This window comes from Sphingobium sp. Leaf26 (assembly GCF_001421665.1).
In the GTDB taxonomy this organism is placed as follows: Bacteria; Pseudomonadota; Alphaproteobacteria; order Sphingomonadales; family Sphingomonadaceae; genus Sphingobium.
This window is the reverse complement of sequence record NZ_LMKV01000028.1, coordinates 15,541-32,338: the sequence shown is the minus strand read 5'-3', so window position 1 is coordinate 32,338 and position 16,798 is coordinate 15,541. Positions and strand designations below refer to the sequence as shown.

At 64.7% G+C, this 16,798-nt stretch carries 10 protein-coding genes; 9 read left to right on the top strand and 1 reads right to left on the bottom strand.

Annotation, left to right across the window (positions count from 1 at the left end; translation table 11 throughout):
* Positions 1-9: 9 nt before the first annotated feature.
* The gene (locus ASE85_RS15825; RefSeq protein ID WP_056690427.1) at positions 10-2,958 is read right to left on the bottom strand and encodes a TonB-dependent receptor; all 2,949 of its coding nucleotides are present in this window, start codon (positions 2,956-2,958) and stop codon (positions 10-12) included.
* 326 nt (positions 2,959-3,284) lie between these two features.
* On the opposite strand from ASE85_RS15825, the gene ASE85_RS15820 reads away from it, so the two are divergent.
* The 9 genes from ASE85_RS15820 to ASE85_RS15780 all read left to right on the top strand — a co-directional run bounded on the left by ASE85_RS15820 (position 3,285) and on the right by ASE85_RS15780 (position 16,793).
* Positions 3,285-4,487 (top strand): rhamnogalacturonan acetylesterase, encoded by a 1,203-nt coding sequence (locus ASE85_RS15820; RefSeq protein ID WP_056691225.1) that lies wholly within the window; start codon positions 3,285-3,287, stop codon positions 4,485-4,487.
* Entirely contained in the window at positions 4,487-6,010 is a 1,524-nt protein-coding gene (locus ASE85_RS15815) for a rhamnogalacturonidase (protein WP_235523575.1), read from the top strand. The genes ASE85_RS15820 and ASE85_RS15815 overlap by 1 nt, the downstream gene beginning before the upstream one ends.
* Before the next feature lie 81 nt (positions 6,011-6,091).
* Positions 6,092-6,406 (top strand): L-rhamnose mutarotase, encoded by a 315-nt coding sequence (locus ASE85_RS15810; protein WP_056690425.1) that lies wholly within the window; start codon positions 6,092-6,094, stop codon positions 6,404-6,406.
* A 4-nt stretch (positions 6,407-6,410) separates the two neighbouring features.
* Positions 6,411-9,404 (top strand): glycoside hydrolase family 35 protein, encoded by a 2,994-nt coding sequence (locus ASE85_RS15805; RefSeq protein ID WP_056690422.1) that lies wholly within the window; start codon positions 6,411-6,413, stop codon positions 9,402-9,404.
* Positions 9,405-10,520, top strand: coding sequence for a beta-galactosidase BglB (bglB, locus tag ASE85_RS15800; protein WP_056690420.1), 1,116 nt, complete (start codon positions 9,405-9,407; stop codon positions 10,518-10,520).
* A 24-nt stretch (positions 10,521-10,544) separates the two neighbouring features.
* A complete protein-coding gene (locus tag ASE85_RS15795) occupies positions 10,545-13,019 on the top strand; it encodes a glycosyl hydrolase 115 family protein (protein ID WP_235523574.1) in 2,475 nt (824 codons plus the stop codon).
* 98 nt (positions 13,020-13,117) lie between these two features.
* Positions 13,118-14,626 (top strand): MFS transporter, encoded by a 1,509-nt coding sequence (locus ASE85_RS15790; RefSeq protein ID WP_235523573.1) that lies wholly within the window; start codon positions 13,118-13,120, stop codon positions 14,624-14,626.
* An 11-nt stretch (positions 14,627-14,637) separates the two neighbouring features.
* The gene (locus ASE85_RS15785) at positions 14,638-15,834 is read left to right on the top strand and encodes an SGNH/GDSL hydrolase family protein (protein WP_235523572.1); all 1,197 of its coding nucleotides are present in this window, start codon (positions 14,638-14,640) and stop codon (positions 15,832-15,834) included.
* The gene (locus tag ASE85_RS15780) at positions 15,831-16,793 is read left to right on the top strand and encodes a family 43 glycosylhydrolase (RefSeq protein WP_056690414.1); all 963 of its coding nucleotides are present in this window, start codon (positions 15,831-15,833) and stop codon (positions 16,791-16,793) included. The genes ASE85_RS15785 and ASE85_RS15780 overlap by 4 nt, the downstream gene beginning before the upstream one ends.
* Positions 16,794-16,798 lie beyond the last annotated feature (5 nt).

Here is a 16,798-nt window from a genome sequence, read left to right as displayed (position 1 = left end):
TGGAGGAATTTACATCCGGTAGGTCACGCCGAAGGTGAAGGTGCGGCCGATCCGGGTTTCGAACAGCGTGTCCTGACGCTGGCTGTCGATATAGAGACGGTTCTGTTCGTCGGTCAGGTTGGTCGCTTCCACGATGACCTTCAGCCGGTCGGTGACATTATAGCTGGCCGAGGCATCCATGTAGAAGGTCTTGGCATTGCCCTGAAGGTCGCTGCCGGGCGAGGCCGGGATGCCGCGGATGAACTGGTCGCGGAAGTTGCCGGTGGTGCGGATGCTGAACTTGTCATCCTCATAATAAAGCGTGGCCGACGCGGTGTTGGGCGACAGGCCGACGAGGTCCGCCGTGGTCGTCACCGTCGGCGTGCCGTTCACGCTGGCGAGGATGTAGTTAATCTTCGACGTAACATGGGTGTAGTTGGCCAGCAGGCCGAAATTGCCCAGGAAGCCGTCGAAGAAGGTGAAGGGAATCTGCGCGTTCAGTTCGATGCCCTTGAGCTTACCGCCCGGCGTGTTGAACGGCTGCGACACGGTGAACAGTTCATCCGGCGAGGTATTGCTGTTTTCCAGCAGCGCGTTGGGCAGACCAAGCTGGTTGAACGGGATCTGGCTGTTCACATTCTGGATGAAGCTCTTGATATCCTTATAGAAGAAGGCGGCCGAGAGCAGCGAGCCGGGACGGAAATACCATTCCAGGGCGACGTCGAAGGTGGTCGCGCGGATCGGGTCCAGGAACGGATTGTTGATGTTGCCGACGCGCGTGACCGGATTGACGCCACTGGTGGGCGTCAGCAGGCCGAGTTCCGGACGGGCCAGAACCTTCGCTCCGGAGAAGCGGACGAGGAGATTGTCGATCGGTTCGATCACGACATTGGCCGAGGGCAGCCAGTCGTCATAGCTGTTCTTCGCAGCGGCATATTGGCCGGTCAGACCGGTGGGTGACGTGGCGGCGGCCAGCGCGATATAGCCGGATGACGCCATGTCGGTCTTGACATAGCGCACGCCGACATCGCCGCGCACGCCGAAACCGATCGCGTTTTCGAGGTCGAAATTGGCCATGATGTAGCCGCTCATCACCTCTTCGCGGACCCGGCTGCGGCCACCGCCACATTCGATCCCGCAATAGCGGACATCGTCAAAGCCGAAGGTGCTGGCCCATTTCGCCGGGTCGATCGCGACCCAGCTCGACGGGGCGCCATTGCCCCACAGCTTGTCCACGCCGCCGATGGTGGTGGTGATGTCGGCCAGCGTGGTGCCGGCCGGCAGGTCGCGGACGACGGTGTCGGCATTATAGGGGCGCAGGAAGGTGGAGAGGAAATCGCTGCGCCGATATTGCGCGCCGCCACGGATCGACAGGGCGTCGCTGACCGTCCATTTCAGGTTGGTTTCGGCGGTCATATTGTCGGTGGTGTTCTTCGACGGCTTGCCCTGGAAGCTGAAGCCGCCGCGCACCGTGCCGTTGACCGTCGGCGCGTAGGAGAAGCTGGCGGGATCGTTGACGTCTACGCCGAACCCCAGCTTGGGCGTGCTGCCGCCGTCGCGATAGTCGATCGAGAAGCCGTCGGTGTCGATCGCATCCATGAAGGTCTGGAGGCGGCTCTTGCCGTCCCATACCGACTGGTTGAAGCCGACGATGCCGCTGATTTCCAGGCTGTCGTTCAACTGGCGCTTGAAGTTCAAATTGGCCTGCTTGAAGGTCGAGACGAAATGATCGACCAGTCCTTCGGACCGGATGTCGACGCCGTCGAACACGCCATGGACCAACGAACCATTGTCGTCGAATTCGATTTCGCGCACCGACGTCATCGGCTGGCCGAGGTTGGAGGCGTTGCGGGCGAAGGAGACGGCCGCGATATAATTGTCGCGCCGCGTCACTTCAAAGCGCGAATAGAGGAAATCGAGCGAAATGTCGGTCGCGTCGTCCGGCTGGAATTGCAGCGTCAGCGAGCCGCCGATGCGTTCCTGCTTCTGCTGGCTGTTGAGATAGCGCGGCAGGCGCGGCAGGAAGGCGCCGCTGCCCGGCGTATTGGGCAGATCGTCGCGGCGCAGATCCTGGATCGCCTGATAGGCGGCGGCATCGCTGGTGCGCGGATTGCCGGTGCTGCAATTTTCGGCGGTTACGCCGCGCAGGGCGAGCTGTTCCGGCGTCTGGCCGGCGGTGTTGATCGGCGCGCCGAGCGGCGAGCAGAAACCGCCATTGGTGTTGGCCGACAGGATATCCACCGCCGAATAGCCGACTTCGCGCAGGTTGCGCTTCTGATAGGCGACCGAACCGAGGATGCCGAAGCCGCTGTCGCCGAACTTCTTGGAGATGAGCAGCGAGGCGCGCGGATCGGCCTTTTTCGACAGCTCGTTATAGACGCCGCGCATGGTGGCGGCGAGGACGAAGTCTTCCTTCTGGTCCATCGGCTTGGGTGCGGAGAGGTCCACGGTCGCGCCGAGCGAGCCTTCCTCGACATCGGCCGAGGTGGTCTTGCGCACCGAAAGGGCCGAGAAGATTTCGGTCGGGAAGACGTTGAAGTCGAAGCTGCGGCCGTTGTTGCCCGCGCCATAAATGTCGGACGAACCGGTCTGCGACGTACCCTCCATACCGTTGATGCGGACGCGGGTGAAGCCGGCGCCAAGGCCACGGACCGAGATGTTGCGGCCTTCGCCGCCATCGCCGCGGGCCAGCGCGATGCCGGGGACGCGCTGCATCGATTCAGCCAGGTTGGAGTCGGGGAATTTGCCGATATCCTCCGCCACGATCGAATCGACGGCGGCGGCCTCGTTCCGCTTCATGCCGAGCGCGCTGTTGAGCGAGGCGCGGAAGCCGGTGACGACGATGTCGGCGGTGCCGGAATCAGCGGTTGCCTGATCGGCGACAGGCTGATCCTGGGCGATGGCCGGCAGGGCGACCAGCAGGGTCGAGGCGATCGCAAGGGCCGAGCTGCGGCGGGCGAACGCGGAACGTACAGGCATAATTATCCTCCCCAATGTCCTGACCGCCTCCTCCCCGGAGGTCGATCAAATGGTTCCACTATGTGAACTCGTGTGTCATCCTATCCGCCTAGTCGGACAAAAGAAAGAAAAATCATCATGTGATTTTGCATTTCACAATGTGGATCATTTTATCGTCCATCCCACCGATCGAACCCATTGACCGCCGATAAGTCCCTATATATGGATTACATGCCTATTTAACGGGATAGATACTCAACCTGCCCCTGCACGGGCGGTTGATCTGGGGGAGCGCTGCGGCGTCGTGGCGCTCCCTTTTTCTTTACCCCCATCGGATGGTTCCGCGCATGCCGATATCCGCCGCCCTTGTACTGATGCTTTCCGTCACGCCGCTGATGGCGACTCATAGTTTCGACCTGCGCCCCGAGTCGGCGGAGCGGCAACGCCCATATGAAGCGGGCGGCCATGGCGTCGAGCCGGGCGGCAGCGCGGACGGCTTCCTGTATTCCGTGGCGTTGCCGCAAGGCGATTATCGGGTGACGCTGACGCTGGGGGGGAACCGGGCGGGCGAGACGACGGTGAAGGCGGAAGCGCGGCGGCTGATGCTGAGCCATGTCCGCACCCGGCGCGGCGAAACGGTCGAGCGGAGTTTTCTGGTCAATGTGCGCACCCCTGCCCTGACGCCGCCGCCGGCCAATGCGCCAGGCGGCAAGGCCGTGCGAATCGACGCGCGCGATGGGCAGGAGTTTACATGGGACGAGAAGCTGACGCTGGAATTTCTGGGCAGGCCCGCCGTCCGTTCGGTGCGGATCGAGCCGGTGCACGCGCCGACGATCTTTCTGGCGGGCGATTCGACCGTGACGGACCAATATGCCGAGCCGGCCGCCAGTTGGGGCCAGATGCTGCCGGCGATGCTGGATGACAGGGTGGTCGTCGCCAATCATGCCAAGTCGGGCGCGACGCTCAAATCCTTCCTGACCGACCTGCGCTTCGACAAGCTGCTGTCGGGGATGAAGGCCGGCGACTGGCTGTTCATCCAGTTCGGCCATAACGACCAGAAGGCCGAGTGGCCGCAGACCTATGCCGACCCGGATGTGACCTATCCCGCCTATCTGCGCGCCTATATCGCCGAAGCGCGGCGGCGCGGGGCGCAGCCGGTGCTGGTGACGTCGCCGGAGCGGCGCAATTTCGACGCGGCCGGGCGGATCAAAGATACGCTGGGCGCCTATGCGGCGGCGGTGCGCACGGTCGCGGCGGAGGATGGCGTGCCGCTGATCGACCTGAATGCGGACAGCCGGGCGATCTATGAATCGCTGGGGCCGGAGCGCGCGCCGGCCATCTTCAACGATGGCGGGAAGGACAGGACGCATCATAATGATGCGGGCGCGTGGCTGCTGGCGCGGGCGGTGGCGGAACGGATCAGGGCACAGGTGCCGACGCTGGCCGGGCATGTGACAGCGCCCGCCTTTGTGCCGGGGCGACCGCAGTTGGAGACGGTGGCGATCGTGCCGAGCCTGATCCGCAGCGACCAGCGGCCGGCGGGCAATTGATGCTGATGTCCCGCCGCGACGTGACGCTGGGTGTTGGCGCGCTGCTGCTGCTACCGGTGTTTCCGGCGCATGCGGCGCGGCATTTCGATGTGCGCGATCATGGGGCCAAGGGCGATGGCCTGGCGATCGACAGCGAGGCGATCAATGAGGCGATCGCGGCGGCATCGCGGGGCGGCGGCGGGACGGTTATCCTGCCGCGCGGGCGATACCTCTGCTTTTCGATCCGGTTGCAGAGCCGCGTCACCCTGCTGCTTGGCGAAGGGGCAGTGATCGAGGCGGCCGATCCGGCGCGCCATGGCGGGCGATATGACCTGCCCGAAGCGGGCATCGAGCAGCTCTATCAGGATTTCGGGCATAGCCATTGGCGCAACAGCCTGATCTGGGGCGAGGATGTCGAGCAGGTGGCGATCATCGGATCGGGTATGATCCATGGCATCGGCCTGACCCGCGACGGGCCGGGCGCGCGGTGGAAGAAGCAGGCGGGCGAGCGGCCGCTGTCGATGCAAGGCATGAGTGATGCGCAGATTGCGGAGTTGGAACCGGCCGCCGCCGCGATGCAGGGGCAGGGCAATAAGGCGATCGCGCTGAAGAACGGGCGCGACATCCATCTGTCGGGCTTTACGATAGTGAAGGGCGGGCATTTCGCGATTTTGGCGACGGGCACGCGCAACCTGCGGATCGAGGGGTTGACCATCGATACCGAGCGGGATGGGATCGACCTGGATTGCGTGCGCGATGTGCTGGTCGAGCGATGCCGGGTCAATTCGCCCAATGACGACGGCATCGTGGTGAAGAGCAGCTATGCGCTGGGCCGGGCCATTGCGGCGGAGAATATCCTGATCCGCGACTGCGATGTGTCGGGCTATGACATGGGGTCGCTGGTGGATGGCACGAGGCGGACCCGCCAAGACATCGCGCCGGATCGCGACCGGGTGACGGGGCGGATCAAGCTGGGCACCGAAAGCAATGGCGGATACCGCAATGTGCGGATCGAGGATTGCCGCTTCACCCGCTGCCGGGGGCTGGCGCTGGAGACGGTGGACGGTGGCGTCATGGAGCATGTCGTGGCGCAGCGGCTGACGATGCGCGACGTCACCACTGCGCCGCTGTTCCTGCGGCTGGGCGACCGGCGGCGCGGGCCGGAGGGGACGGGCGTCGGCGCGATTGTGGGCGTGACGATCCGCGAGGTGGATGCGCGCGGGATCGACCATCGCTTCCCGGCGGCGATCGCCGGGCTTGCCGGCCATCCGATCCGGGATGTGACGCTGCGCGACGTGCATCTGGCTTATCGCGGTGGCGGGACGGCGGCAGATTCGGCGCGTGTGCCCGATGAACTGCCCGACGCCTATCCCGAACCCAGCATGTTCGGCGTGCTGCCCTGCTGGGCCTTGTGGGCGCGGCATGTGGACGGGCTGGCGATCGACCGGCTGACCGTGGAGACGATGACGCCTGACCGGCGGCCGCCCTTTGCGCTGGAGGATGTGCAGCGCTTTTCAGTGCGGAACACGCCGCTCTGGCGTTGACGAACATATGGGACGGTGTTACCAAATATAGGTAGAACGTTCCACAATATGGTTTCATAAGCTGGAGCGAGGGGAGAGAATATGTCCGTCCATGCCTTCAAGATGCAGCTGAAGCCCGGCGTGGTGGACGAATATCGCAAGCGCCATGATGCCATCTGGCCGGAATTGTCCACTCTGCTGACCCAAGCTGGCATCCACGACTATTCGATCTTTCTGGACGAAGAGACGCTGAGCCTGTTCGCGGTGCTGAAGCTGCGCGAGGATAACAGCCGCGACAGCCTGCCCGACCATCCGGTGATGCAGCGCTGGTGGGATTATATGGCGCCGCTGATGGAGGTTCGCCCAGGCAACCAGCCGAAGGAATGGCCGCTCCCCCTGCTGTTCCACATGGATTGACGCCATGCGTTCGTTGATCGCCGCCCTGTTGCTGGGGTCCACCCTCGCCATGCCGGCCGTTGCGCAGGAGGCGAAGCCGACCGCCAATCTTGCCGCGCCGGTAAAGACGTTCGGCCGCGTATCCTATGACGCCCGGTCGTTGATGGTCGATGGCAAGCGACTGGTGATCTGGGGCGGCGAGTTCCACCCGTTCCGCCTGCCCTCCCCCGACCTTTGGCGCGACATCCTCCAGAAGATGAAGGCGAGCGGGTATAACAGCGTCGCCCTCTATTTCGACTGGGGCTATCACAGCCCCAAGCAGGGCGTGTATGATTTCAGCGGCATCCGCGACATCGACCGGCTGCTCACCATGGCCGAGGAGGAAGGCCTTTACGTCATCACCCGTGCCGGTCCCTATGTGAATGCGGAACTGTCGCGCGGCGGCTTTCCGGGGTGGCTGGTCAACCAGCGCGCGCGTGCCCGCACCGATGACCCCGATTATCTGAAGGCCGCCGACGAATGGCTGAGCCACATCAATCCGATCATCGCGAAACACCAGATCAATGCCGATCCCAAGCGCCGCTATGGCGTCATCCTGCACCAGATCGAAAATGAGCTGGCGCTGACGACACCGGCGCAGCGCCGCTACATGGACCATCTTTACGCCAAGGCGCGGGCCGATGGGATCAGCGTGCCGCTGTTCCACAATGATCAGGGGCGCAACGGATATTGGGCGCCGGAAAGCTCTAAAGTCGAGAAGGTCGTGCATGGCCCGAACGACATGTATGCGTTCGATGGCTATCCCGGCGGCACCTGCACCGTGGAAGGCAAGCCGACCCGCGATGTCGCCGCGCCCGACTGGGGTTTCTATGGTCCGGGCGGAGCGAAGGGCGGCGCGTCCGCCTCGCCCGACACGCCCGGTTTTCTTGCGGAGTTCGGTGGCGGCTGGTTCGACTATTGGGGGTCGAACGGCGGTTACGAGTGCAACGCCATCCAGCGCGGCAAGCGGTTCCAGCGGGTTTTCTATGGCACCAATCTGGCCAACGGGATCGGCATCCAGAGTTTTTACATGAGCTATGGCGGCACAAGTTGGGGCTGGTTGCCGGCGCCGGTGGTGTTCACCAGCTATGATTATGGATCGGCCATTTCCGAGCCGCGCGTGTTGCGCGACAAGGCCATGGAGATGAAGGCGCTGGGCGGGCTGATCGCGTCCGTCCCCGATCTGGCGGGCATGGTGCCGGCCGGGCAGCCGGTGATTTCGTCGCCCAACATCCAGATCTATCATAATAAAAGCCCGGAGACGGACGCGCGCTTTTTGATGGTGACGCACAAGCCGTCCAACGGGCAGACGCACGATGCGTTCAGCTTTACCGCCGACCTGCCGGACGGCCGCTACACGGTGCCGATGCAATTAAATGGCTTCGACGCGAAGTGGCTGGTCGCGGGCGTGACATTGAACGGGCAGCGGCTGGTCTATTCGACGTCGGAACTGCAAGCCTCGCTGGATGGCGTCATGCTGCTCTACGGGCGCGCGGGCGAGCCGGGGGAGACGGTGTTGCGCTATGCCGGCGCGCCTAAGGTGACGGTGCTGGAGGGGCAGGTTTCGAGCGCGTTCGATGCGGCCAAGGGCGACCTGAAACTGAGCTACATGCATCAGGGTCGCGCCGCAGTGCGGATCGAGGGCGGAGAGCATCCGCCGCTGACGCTCATTCTGGCCGACGAAGCCGAAAGCGCGCGCTATTGGCGGCAGGGCGATGCGCTGGTGCGCGGGCCGGCTCTGGTGCGCAGCGCGACGATCAAGGGCGGCGCATTGACGCTGACCGGCGACACCGCCGGGGAAAGCCTTCTGGAAATCTGGGCGCCCGCCGCCGTGCGATCGGTTATGTGGAACAGGGCGGCGGTCGCGACCAAGCGCACGGCCATCGGCAGCCTGATCGCGACCCAGCCGCTGAGCGGACCAGCCGACATCGCTCTACCCGCGCTGACCGACTGGCGCATGGCCAAGGGGTCGCCGGAAGCCGATCCGGCCTTTGACGACAGCGCCTGGCAGGCGATCGACAGGCGGCCCTACGCCCCCACCACCATCCGCCCGGACGGCCAGCCCAATATGAGCATGGACGCTTATGGCTTTCATGACGGCGACGTCTGGTATCGCGGGCGCTTTACCGGAACGCCGGATGCGAAGGCGCTATCGCTCTTTTACGGTGCGGGCGGCGCGGGACTGGTGCAGGCGTGGGTCGATGGGCAGTTCATCGGCGAGGCGGAGACGCCGACCGGCCTGCCCCGGCCGATCACCACCGGGACGGCGCGTTTCGCCCTGCCCGCCGGTGCTCAAAGCGGCGCGCATGTCGTGTCGGTCATGGTCCGCAACAACGGCCATAACTGGGATCTGGACAGCGACGATTTTCACAAGGAAGCGCGCGGCCTGATTTCGGCATCGCTGGAGGGTGGTCCCAGCGGGCGCAGCTTCACCGTGCCGATCGACTGGAAGATTCAGGGCAAGCAGGGCGGCGAAGACCTGCCCGATCCGATGCGCGGCCCGGCCAATAATGGCGGCCAATTTGGCGAGCGGATGGGCTGGCACCTGCCCGGTTTTGACGACAGGGCCTGGGGCAAGGTCAGCCTGCCCGCGACGCAAATGGACGCGGGGACCAGTTGGTATCGCACCGATTTTGCGCTGAATGTGCCCAAGGCGCAGGATGCGACCATCGGCGTGCGTTTCGGCGATGCGTCCAAACCGCGCTCGCCGGTGCGGTATCGCGTGCTGATCTTCGTCAATGGCTGGAACATGGGGCAGTTCGTCGCTCATGTCGGGCCGCAACGCACTTTCCCTATCCCCGAAGGCATCCTCAATCACCGGGGCAAGAATCATATCGCGCTGGCCGTCACATCCGATGGCCAGCCGGGCGACGCGCTGGAAAGCGTGCGCCTCGTCACCCTTCATACCGTGAAAGGCGGTCTGCCAGTGCAGATGGTTGCCGCGCCAAACGCACCTTCAGACCTTAAGGAGATCCAGTAAGTGGCCGCTATCCATCATGACGTCCCGCGTAGTGAGGTCGTTGCATCCATCGACCGGCTGATGGACAATCTCGTCAATATCAAGGACGAGACGGGCGAATTCCTGCTCCATCTGGACGATGGCCGCATCATCGACACCAAGGGCTGGGCCGGTTGGGAATGGACCCATGGCGTCGGCCTGTTCGGCATGTGGCGCTATTTCGAGCAGACCGGCGATTACAAGGCGCTGGAGATCATCAAGCAATGGTTCGAGGATCGCTTTGCCGAGGGTACGCCGACCAAGAATATCAACACGATGGCCCCGTTCATCACGCTGGCCTATCTGTATGAATATGAGCCGGACCCGCGCTATATCCCCTATCTCGACACCTGGGCCGAATGGCTGATGGCCGACGACGGCCTGCCCAAGACCGAGGAAGGCGGGTTCCAGCATATCGTCTATAATGACGAGAATCCGGGCGAGATGTGGGACGACACGCTGATGATGTCGGTGCTGCCGCTGGCCAAGATCGGCCTGCTGCTGAACCGTCCGGCCTATATCGAGGAAGCCAAGCGGCAGTTTCTGGTCCATATCAAATATCTCTACGATACGAAGACGGGCCTGTGGTTCCATGGCTGGGATTTCAACGGCCGGCATAATTATGCGCAGGCTTTGTGGGCGCGCGGCAATTGCTGGGTGACGATCGCAATCCCTGAGATCATCGAGATTCTGGACCTGCCGGAGGGCGATTTCTTCCGCACCTTCCTGATCGACACGCTGGCGGCGCAGGTGAAAACCTTGGCCGAGACGCAGGATGCAGAGACGGGGCTGTGGCATACGCTGATCGTCGATCCGACCAGCTATCTGGAAGCGTCGGCCACCGCCGGTTTCGCTTATGGTATCCTCAAAGCGGTGCGGAAGGGCTATTTGCCGCGCCACTATGAAGCGGTCGGCATCAAGGCGGTGCGCGGCGTGCTGGCCAATATCGATGACAAGGGCGAATTGCAGCAGGTCAGCTTCGGCACCGCGATGGGCAGTAGCCAGCAATTCTACAAGGATATCGCCCTCACCTCCATGCCCTATGGCCAGAGCCTGGCCATCTGTGCGCTGGGCGAGTTTTTGCGGACCTATATCTGAGGCAGGCGGCGGGAGGGGACGGCTGTGGAAGGACTGTACCTCTTTCGCCTTTTGCGCGGACATGCCGTCGGCCTGATCGGGCTGGCGGCATTTTTGCTGGGCACGCCGGCGCTGGCTGAGGAATGGGTGCATGACCGGGCGCAGGCGGGCGATTTCGTGCTGGCGGCCAGGGGACAGGCGGCGCGGATCATCACCGATGCGGCGGATCATGACGTGGTACGGATCGCCGCCGCCGACCTGCGCCGGGATATCGCGACCGTCAGCGGCGCGTCCGAAGGCGGCGCGGCGCAGGTGTGGATCGGGACGCTGGGACGCCATGCCGCGATCGACCGGCTGGTGGCGGCGAAGCGGATCGACGTCGGCAAGCTGAAAGGCGCGTGGGAGAGTTTCCTGATCATCACCGTCGATCGGCCGGCGCCGGGCGTTCCCCGCGCGCTGGTGATCGTGGGCAGCGACCGGCGAGGGACGGCCTATGGCGCTTACGAACTGTCGCGGGCGATCGGCGTGTCGCCCTGGCACTGGTGGGCGGATGTCGTGCCGCTGCACCGGGATGCGCTCTATGTCGCGAAGGGCGTGCAGCGGTTCGGGCCGCCTTCGGTGAAATATCGCGGCATGTTCTTGAATGACGAGGATTGGGGACTGGTGCCCTGGGCTGCGGGTAGCCAAGCACCGAATGAAAAGCCGTTGGGGCCGAAGACCTACAGACATGTCTTTGAACTGCTGCTGCGGTTGAAGGCCAATCTGTTGTGGCCGGCGATGCACAAGGTGACGCGGCCGTTCAATGCCGATCCGGCCAATGCGGCGCTGGCGGATCGCTATGCGATCGTGATGGGATCGAGCCATGCCGAGCCGATGCTGCGCAACAATGTGGGCGAATGGACCGCGCCGGCGGCGGATTTCGACTATCTGAAGAACCCCGATGGCGTGCGGCGCTATTGGCGCGAGCGGGTGACGGCCAATGCCGCCTATGAAAGCGTGTGGACGCTGGGGATGCGGGGCATCCATGACAGCGGGATGGTCGGGCCGAAGACGGTGGAGGAACAGCGGGCCACGCTGGAACGGATCTTTGCCGATCAAAGGGAAATGCTGGGAAAGGCGGGGTTGTCCGGGGCGCCGCAGGTTTTTACGCCCTATAAGGAAGTGCTGGACGTCTATCGCGCGGGGCTGACGGTGCCGGATGATGTGACGCTGATGTGGCCGGACGATAATTTCGGCTATATCCGCCATTTCCCCGATGCCGCCGAGCGCGCGCGCAAGGGTGGGTCGGGCGTCTATTATCACCTGTCCTATCTCGGCGCGCCGCTTTCATACCTCTGGCTGTCGACCACGCCGCCGGCGTTGATCCGGCAGGAAATGGGCCGGGCCTGGGACATGGGCGCGCAGACCATGTGGGTGGTCAATGTCGGCGACCTGAAGCCGGCGGAACTGGGCACCGACTATTTCCTGCGCCTGGCGTGGGACGTGGAGCGCGTGCGGGCCGAGCCTGTGGATAAATTTGTGGAGAAATGGGCCGGGGAGACGATCGGCGCGGCGGTGGCGGAGCCGGTTGCGGCGATATTGCGGGATTATCATCGGCTGAATTTCGCGCGGCGGCCGGAGCATCTTCAATGGTATCGGCCGGGCGAGAAAGCGCGGCAAAGTCCGTTGACGATGGCGCAGGCCGATGCGCGGCTGGCGGCCTTTGCGGCGATGGAGGCGGCGGTCGGGCGGATCGCGCCGCTGGTCGCGCCAGAACGGCAGGACGCTTTTTTCGAGCTGGTCGGCTATCCAGTGCGGGCATCGGCGGCGGCGAACCGGCGATTCTTCGCGGCGGAGGCGCATGATAGGCTGCGCGACGGCGATCTGGCGGAAGCGACGCGGCGGGGGCAGGTGGCGCAGGAGGCCGATGCCGCGATCGGGGCGCTGACGCGGCGCTATAATCGCGACATCGCCGGCGGGAAATGGCGGGGAATGATGGCGGTGGAGCCGGCCGACGGGCAATGGCGCAGCTATCGCCTGATCCCGCCGATCGTGCCGGCGTTGGATGCGGTTGTACCGGCCATCGGGCCTGCGCGCGGGCCGATTGAGACAGCGAGTTGGACAGGTGTTGCGCCACGCGACTTTGTGACCGGGGCAGGATGGCGGCTGGTGGACGGGCTGGGCCGCCGGGGCGAGATGCTTGCGGCCAGCAGTATTGGCGGTCAGGCGAAAGCGGCCGTCACCCTGCCTGCCGGGCGGTGGCAGATGATTGTGGACTTGCTGCCCGCCTATGCCGACCGGGATGGCGATCCGTTGCGGTTGACGATAGGGATCGACGGTGTGGATCATGCGCTGACCGTCCCGCGCGAGACAGGGAGCCGGGACTGGGCGATGGGGGTGCTGGACAATCGGCTGAGCCTGCCGCTGCCCGGAGAAGTGGCGGGCGGCGGCCATGATCTGGCAGTGTCGGCCAGCGACAGCGGGGTGATGATCGAGGCGGTGCGGTTCCTGCCCGTCGAGGCCGATCCTGCCTTGCATTAATTTCATATTGCGTGATAGACTTCCACTATGTGGCATTTAATGCCTATGCCCGAGGATAAGAATCACGGGCATACCCCACGGCGAGGATGAGATTGCACGTGCCTGAAACGACCCGACCCGTCCGCCTGCAAAATTATCTCGCCTATGGCTCCAACGATGTGCTGGGCGCCGGGTCGATGGCGGTCATTTCCGGCTGGGTGCTGATTTTCTACACCCAATTTTGTGGATTGAGCGCGGGGCAGGCCGCGACCATCTTTGCCGTCGCGCGCATCCTGGACGCCTTCGCTTCCCCCATGATCGGCTATATTTCCGACCATTTCGGATCGACCTGGCTGGGGCAACGGTTCGGGCGGCGGCGCTTCTTCATTCTCGCCGCGATCCCGTTGCTGCCCAGCTTTGCGCTGATGTGGCTGCCGGGGCAGGGATTCTGGTATTATCTGGTCAGCTATGTGCTGTTCGAGCTGGTCTATGCCATGGAGATCATCCCGTTCGAGACGCTGGCGGCGGAAATGTCCACCGACTATCGGACCAAGGCGAAATTCGCCGGAGCGCGCATCCTGTTCGGGCAGGCGTCGGCGATCCTTGCCGGCTTCCTGCCGCTGTGGCTGATCAACGCTCTGGGCCGGGACAGCGCCGATACCTTCTTCTATATGGGCCTGATCTTTGCCGCGCTGTTCATGGTGACGGCGGGGCTGCTCTATCTGTTCAGCTGGGAACGGCATATGCCCGGCGGGATGGCGGCGATGCCGGCGCAGAAAAGCGCGGGCGGCGCGGGGCAGGCGTTGAAGGCGCTGTATCGCAACCTGTTTTCGACCATGCGTATCCGGGCGTTCCGGCTGCATCTGGGCATGTATCTGGGCGGCTATATCAGCCAGGATATTTTCAACGCGGCCTTCACCTTCTTCGTGATCTTCGCCCTGTCAGGGTCGATGGCGATCGCGTCGGGCCTGCTGGGCACCATGTATATCGTGCAGTTCGTGGCGGTCATCATCGCCATCAACCTGGCGCTGCGCGCGTCGCCGGCGAGAGCCTATCAGGTGGCGGCGGCGGATTTCGCCGTGGGCGTGTTCGTGCTGCTGGCGCTGTGGCTGCTGGGCGTGCCGGCGACGTCCCCGTGGATCTGGCTGCCCATCGTCCTGGTGGGCCTGGGGCGCGGGGCGCTCAATTACATTCCCTGGGCGACCTATAATTATATGGCCGACGTGGACGAGATCGTCACCGGCCAGCGGCGCGAGGGCAGCTTCGCCGGCGTCATGACCTTCGTGCGCAAGGCGACGCAGGCCGCCGCCGTGGTGGCCGTGGGTTTCATCATGCAGGCGGGCGGCTTCGTGTCGGGCGCGCAGGCGCAGAGCCATGGCGCGATCCTGACCATGGCGCTGCTGCTGGGCGTGGGGACCGTCGGTTGCCTCGCCTTCGGCATCGCCGTTTCGACCCGTTTTCGCCTCAGCCCCGCCACGCACGACATATTGATGCGCGAGATCGAGCATCTGCGGAGCGGGGCCACGACGCCCTCCTCCCCCGCGGCCGCCATGGTGGTCGAAGATTTGTCCGGCTGGCGCTACGACCAGCTATGGGGCAACAATCCGGTAGCCCGATCGGCAGGGTGAACAAGGGGAGGATGATGATGCAGCGGAGCTTTTTGCTGGGCGTGCTACTGACGGGCGCACTGATGACGGCGCCGGCGCTGGCCGATGGCTGGTCGCGTAGCTGGATGGCCGCGCCTTTGATGTCGAAGGCGCCGCCGGAGAAACGCCCGGACTTGCAGGACCGGACCGTGCGACAGGTGGTGCGGATCAGCAGCGGCGGACAGCGTATCCGGCTGCGCCTGTCGAACGAGATGACGGGCCAGCCGTTGCTGCTGGGCGCGGTGCATGTCGCGATGACGGACGAGAATGGCGCGATCGTGGCAGGGTCCGACCATGTCGTGACCTTCAACGGCGCGCAGGGCGCGACCGTGCCGGCACGCGCGCCGTTGCTGAGCGATCCGATCGCGATGCCGGTCAAGCCGCTGACCCAGCTGACGATCAGCCTGCATCTGCCGCAGGGCGCGCCGGACGCCACGGTCCACAGCTATTCGGCCGCGACCGGATGGACCGCGCCGGGCGACCAGACCGGAGCGACCCGCCTGACCGACGCGACGGTGATCGGGCCGCGCATCATCCTGTCCGGCGTGGAAGTGGAGAATCGCCGGGCGGGGACGACCATCGTGACGCTGGGCGATTCCATCACCGACGGGGTGCGCGCGACGCCGGACAGCAACCGGCGCTGGCCCGACCTGCTGGCGGAGCGGTTGCAGAAGGCCGGGCGGACGTCCGTGGGGGTCGCCAATGCCGGGATCAGCGCCAACCGGCTGCTGAGCGAAGGCGAGGGCGACAATGCGCTGGCACGATTCGACGCCGATGTGCTCGCGGTGCCGGGCGTGACCCATGTGGTGGTGCTGGAAGGGGTGAACGATATCGGGTCGGCCTTTGCACAGCAGCGCCCGATCCCGACCCGCGACGAGCTGATCGGGGCATACCGCCAGATGATCGCGCGGGCGCATGACCGGGGGGTGAAGGTCATATTGGCCACCATCCTGCCCTATAAGGGCGCGGGTTACTGGAGCGACGGAGGCGAGGCGGTGCGGGTCGCGGTCAATGACTGGATTCGGCAGAACGGCGAGGCGGACGGGTTCGTGGATCTGGCCAAGGCGATCGCCGATCCGGCCGATCCCGCGCGCATGGCAAAGCCCTATGATGTCGGCGATGCGCTGCACCCCAATGACGCGGGATTCCGGGTCATGGCCGACGCCGTCGATCTGAAGCTGCTGCGATGATCGGGACGCTGATGCTGCTGGCGGCGGCAGGCGGCACAGTGGCGCCCAAGCCGCTGTTCCGCGATCCGGTGCATGACGGGGCGGCCGACGCCTCCACCGTGCGGGATCGGCGGACGGGCGAATGGGTGATGTTCTACACCAATCGGCGCGCCGACCTGCCCATGGACGATCCCAGGGATGTGCGCTGGGTCCATGGCACCGCGATCGGCGTCGCCCGGTCGAAGGACGGGGCGCACTGGACCTATGGCGGGACCGCCGAGATTCCCAGGGCCTGCACCGGCGAGACGCTATGGGCGCCCGAAGTGCAATGGCTGGCGGGCCAGTGGCATATGTGGCTGACGGTGGTGCCGGGTGTGTTTCGCGACTGGAATGCGCCGCGCTTCATCGTGCACCTGACCAGCCCGGACCTGAAAGACTGGACCTGTGGCGAGAAGCTGGAGCTGGGATCGGACCGGGTGATCGACGCGAGCGTGCTGGCGCTGCCCAAAGGGGGCTATCAGCTGTTCTTCAATGACGAGCGGCAGGACAAGGCGATCGTCACCGCCGACAGCGATGACCTGATCCACTGGACGGTGAAGGACCGGCTGACCCGGACGCCGGGTGAAGGGCCCAAGGCATTCCGGTGGAAGGGGCGATACTGGCTGATTTCCGATGCGTGGAAGGGATTGCTGGTGATGCGGTCCGACGATGGGCGACATTGGACGACGCAGCCGGGCCATATCCTCGCCACGCCGGGGTTGCAGCCGACCGATCGGGCGAAGGGGCAGCATCCCGACATCGTCGTTGCGGGCGATAGGGCCTATATCCTCTATTTCGTGCATCAGGACGGTGAGGACGAGGCGAAGGCCAGTCCCGACTGGAAGCGGCGCAGCGTGCTGCAAATCGCCGAACTGACGGAAAAGGATGGCGTCATCAGCGTCGATCGCGAGGCGCCGACCCATGTTCGGCTGACACGCTGAACAGC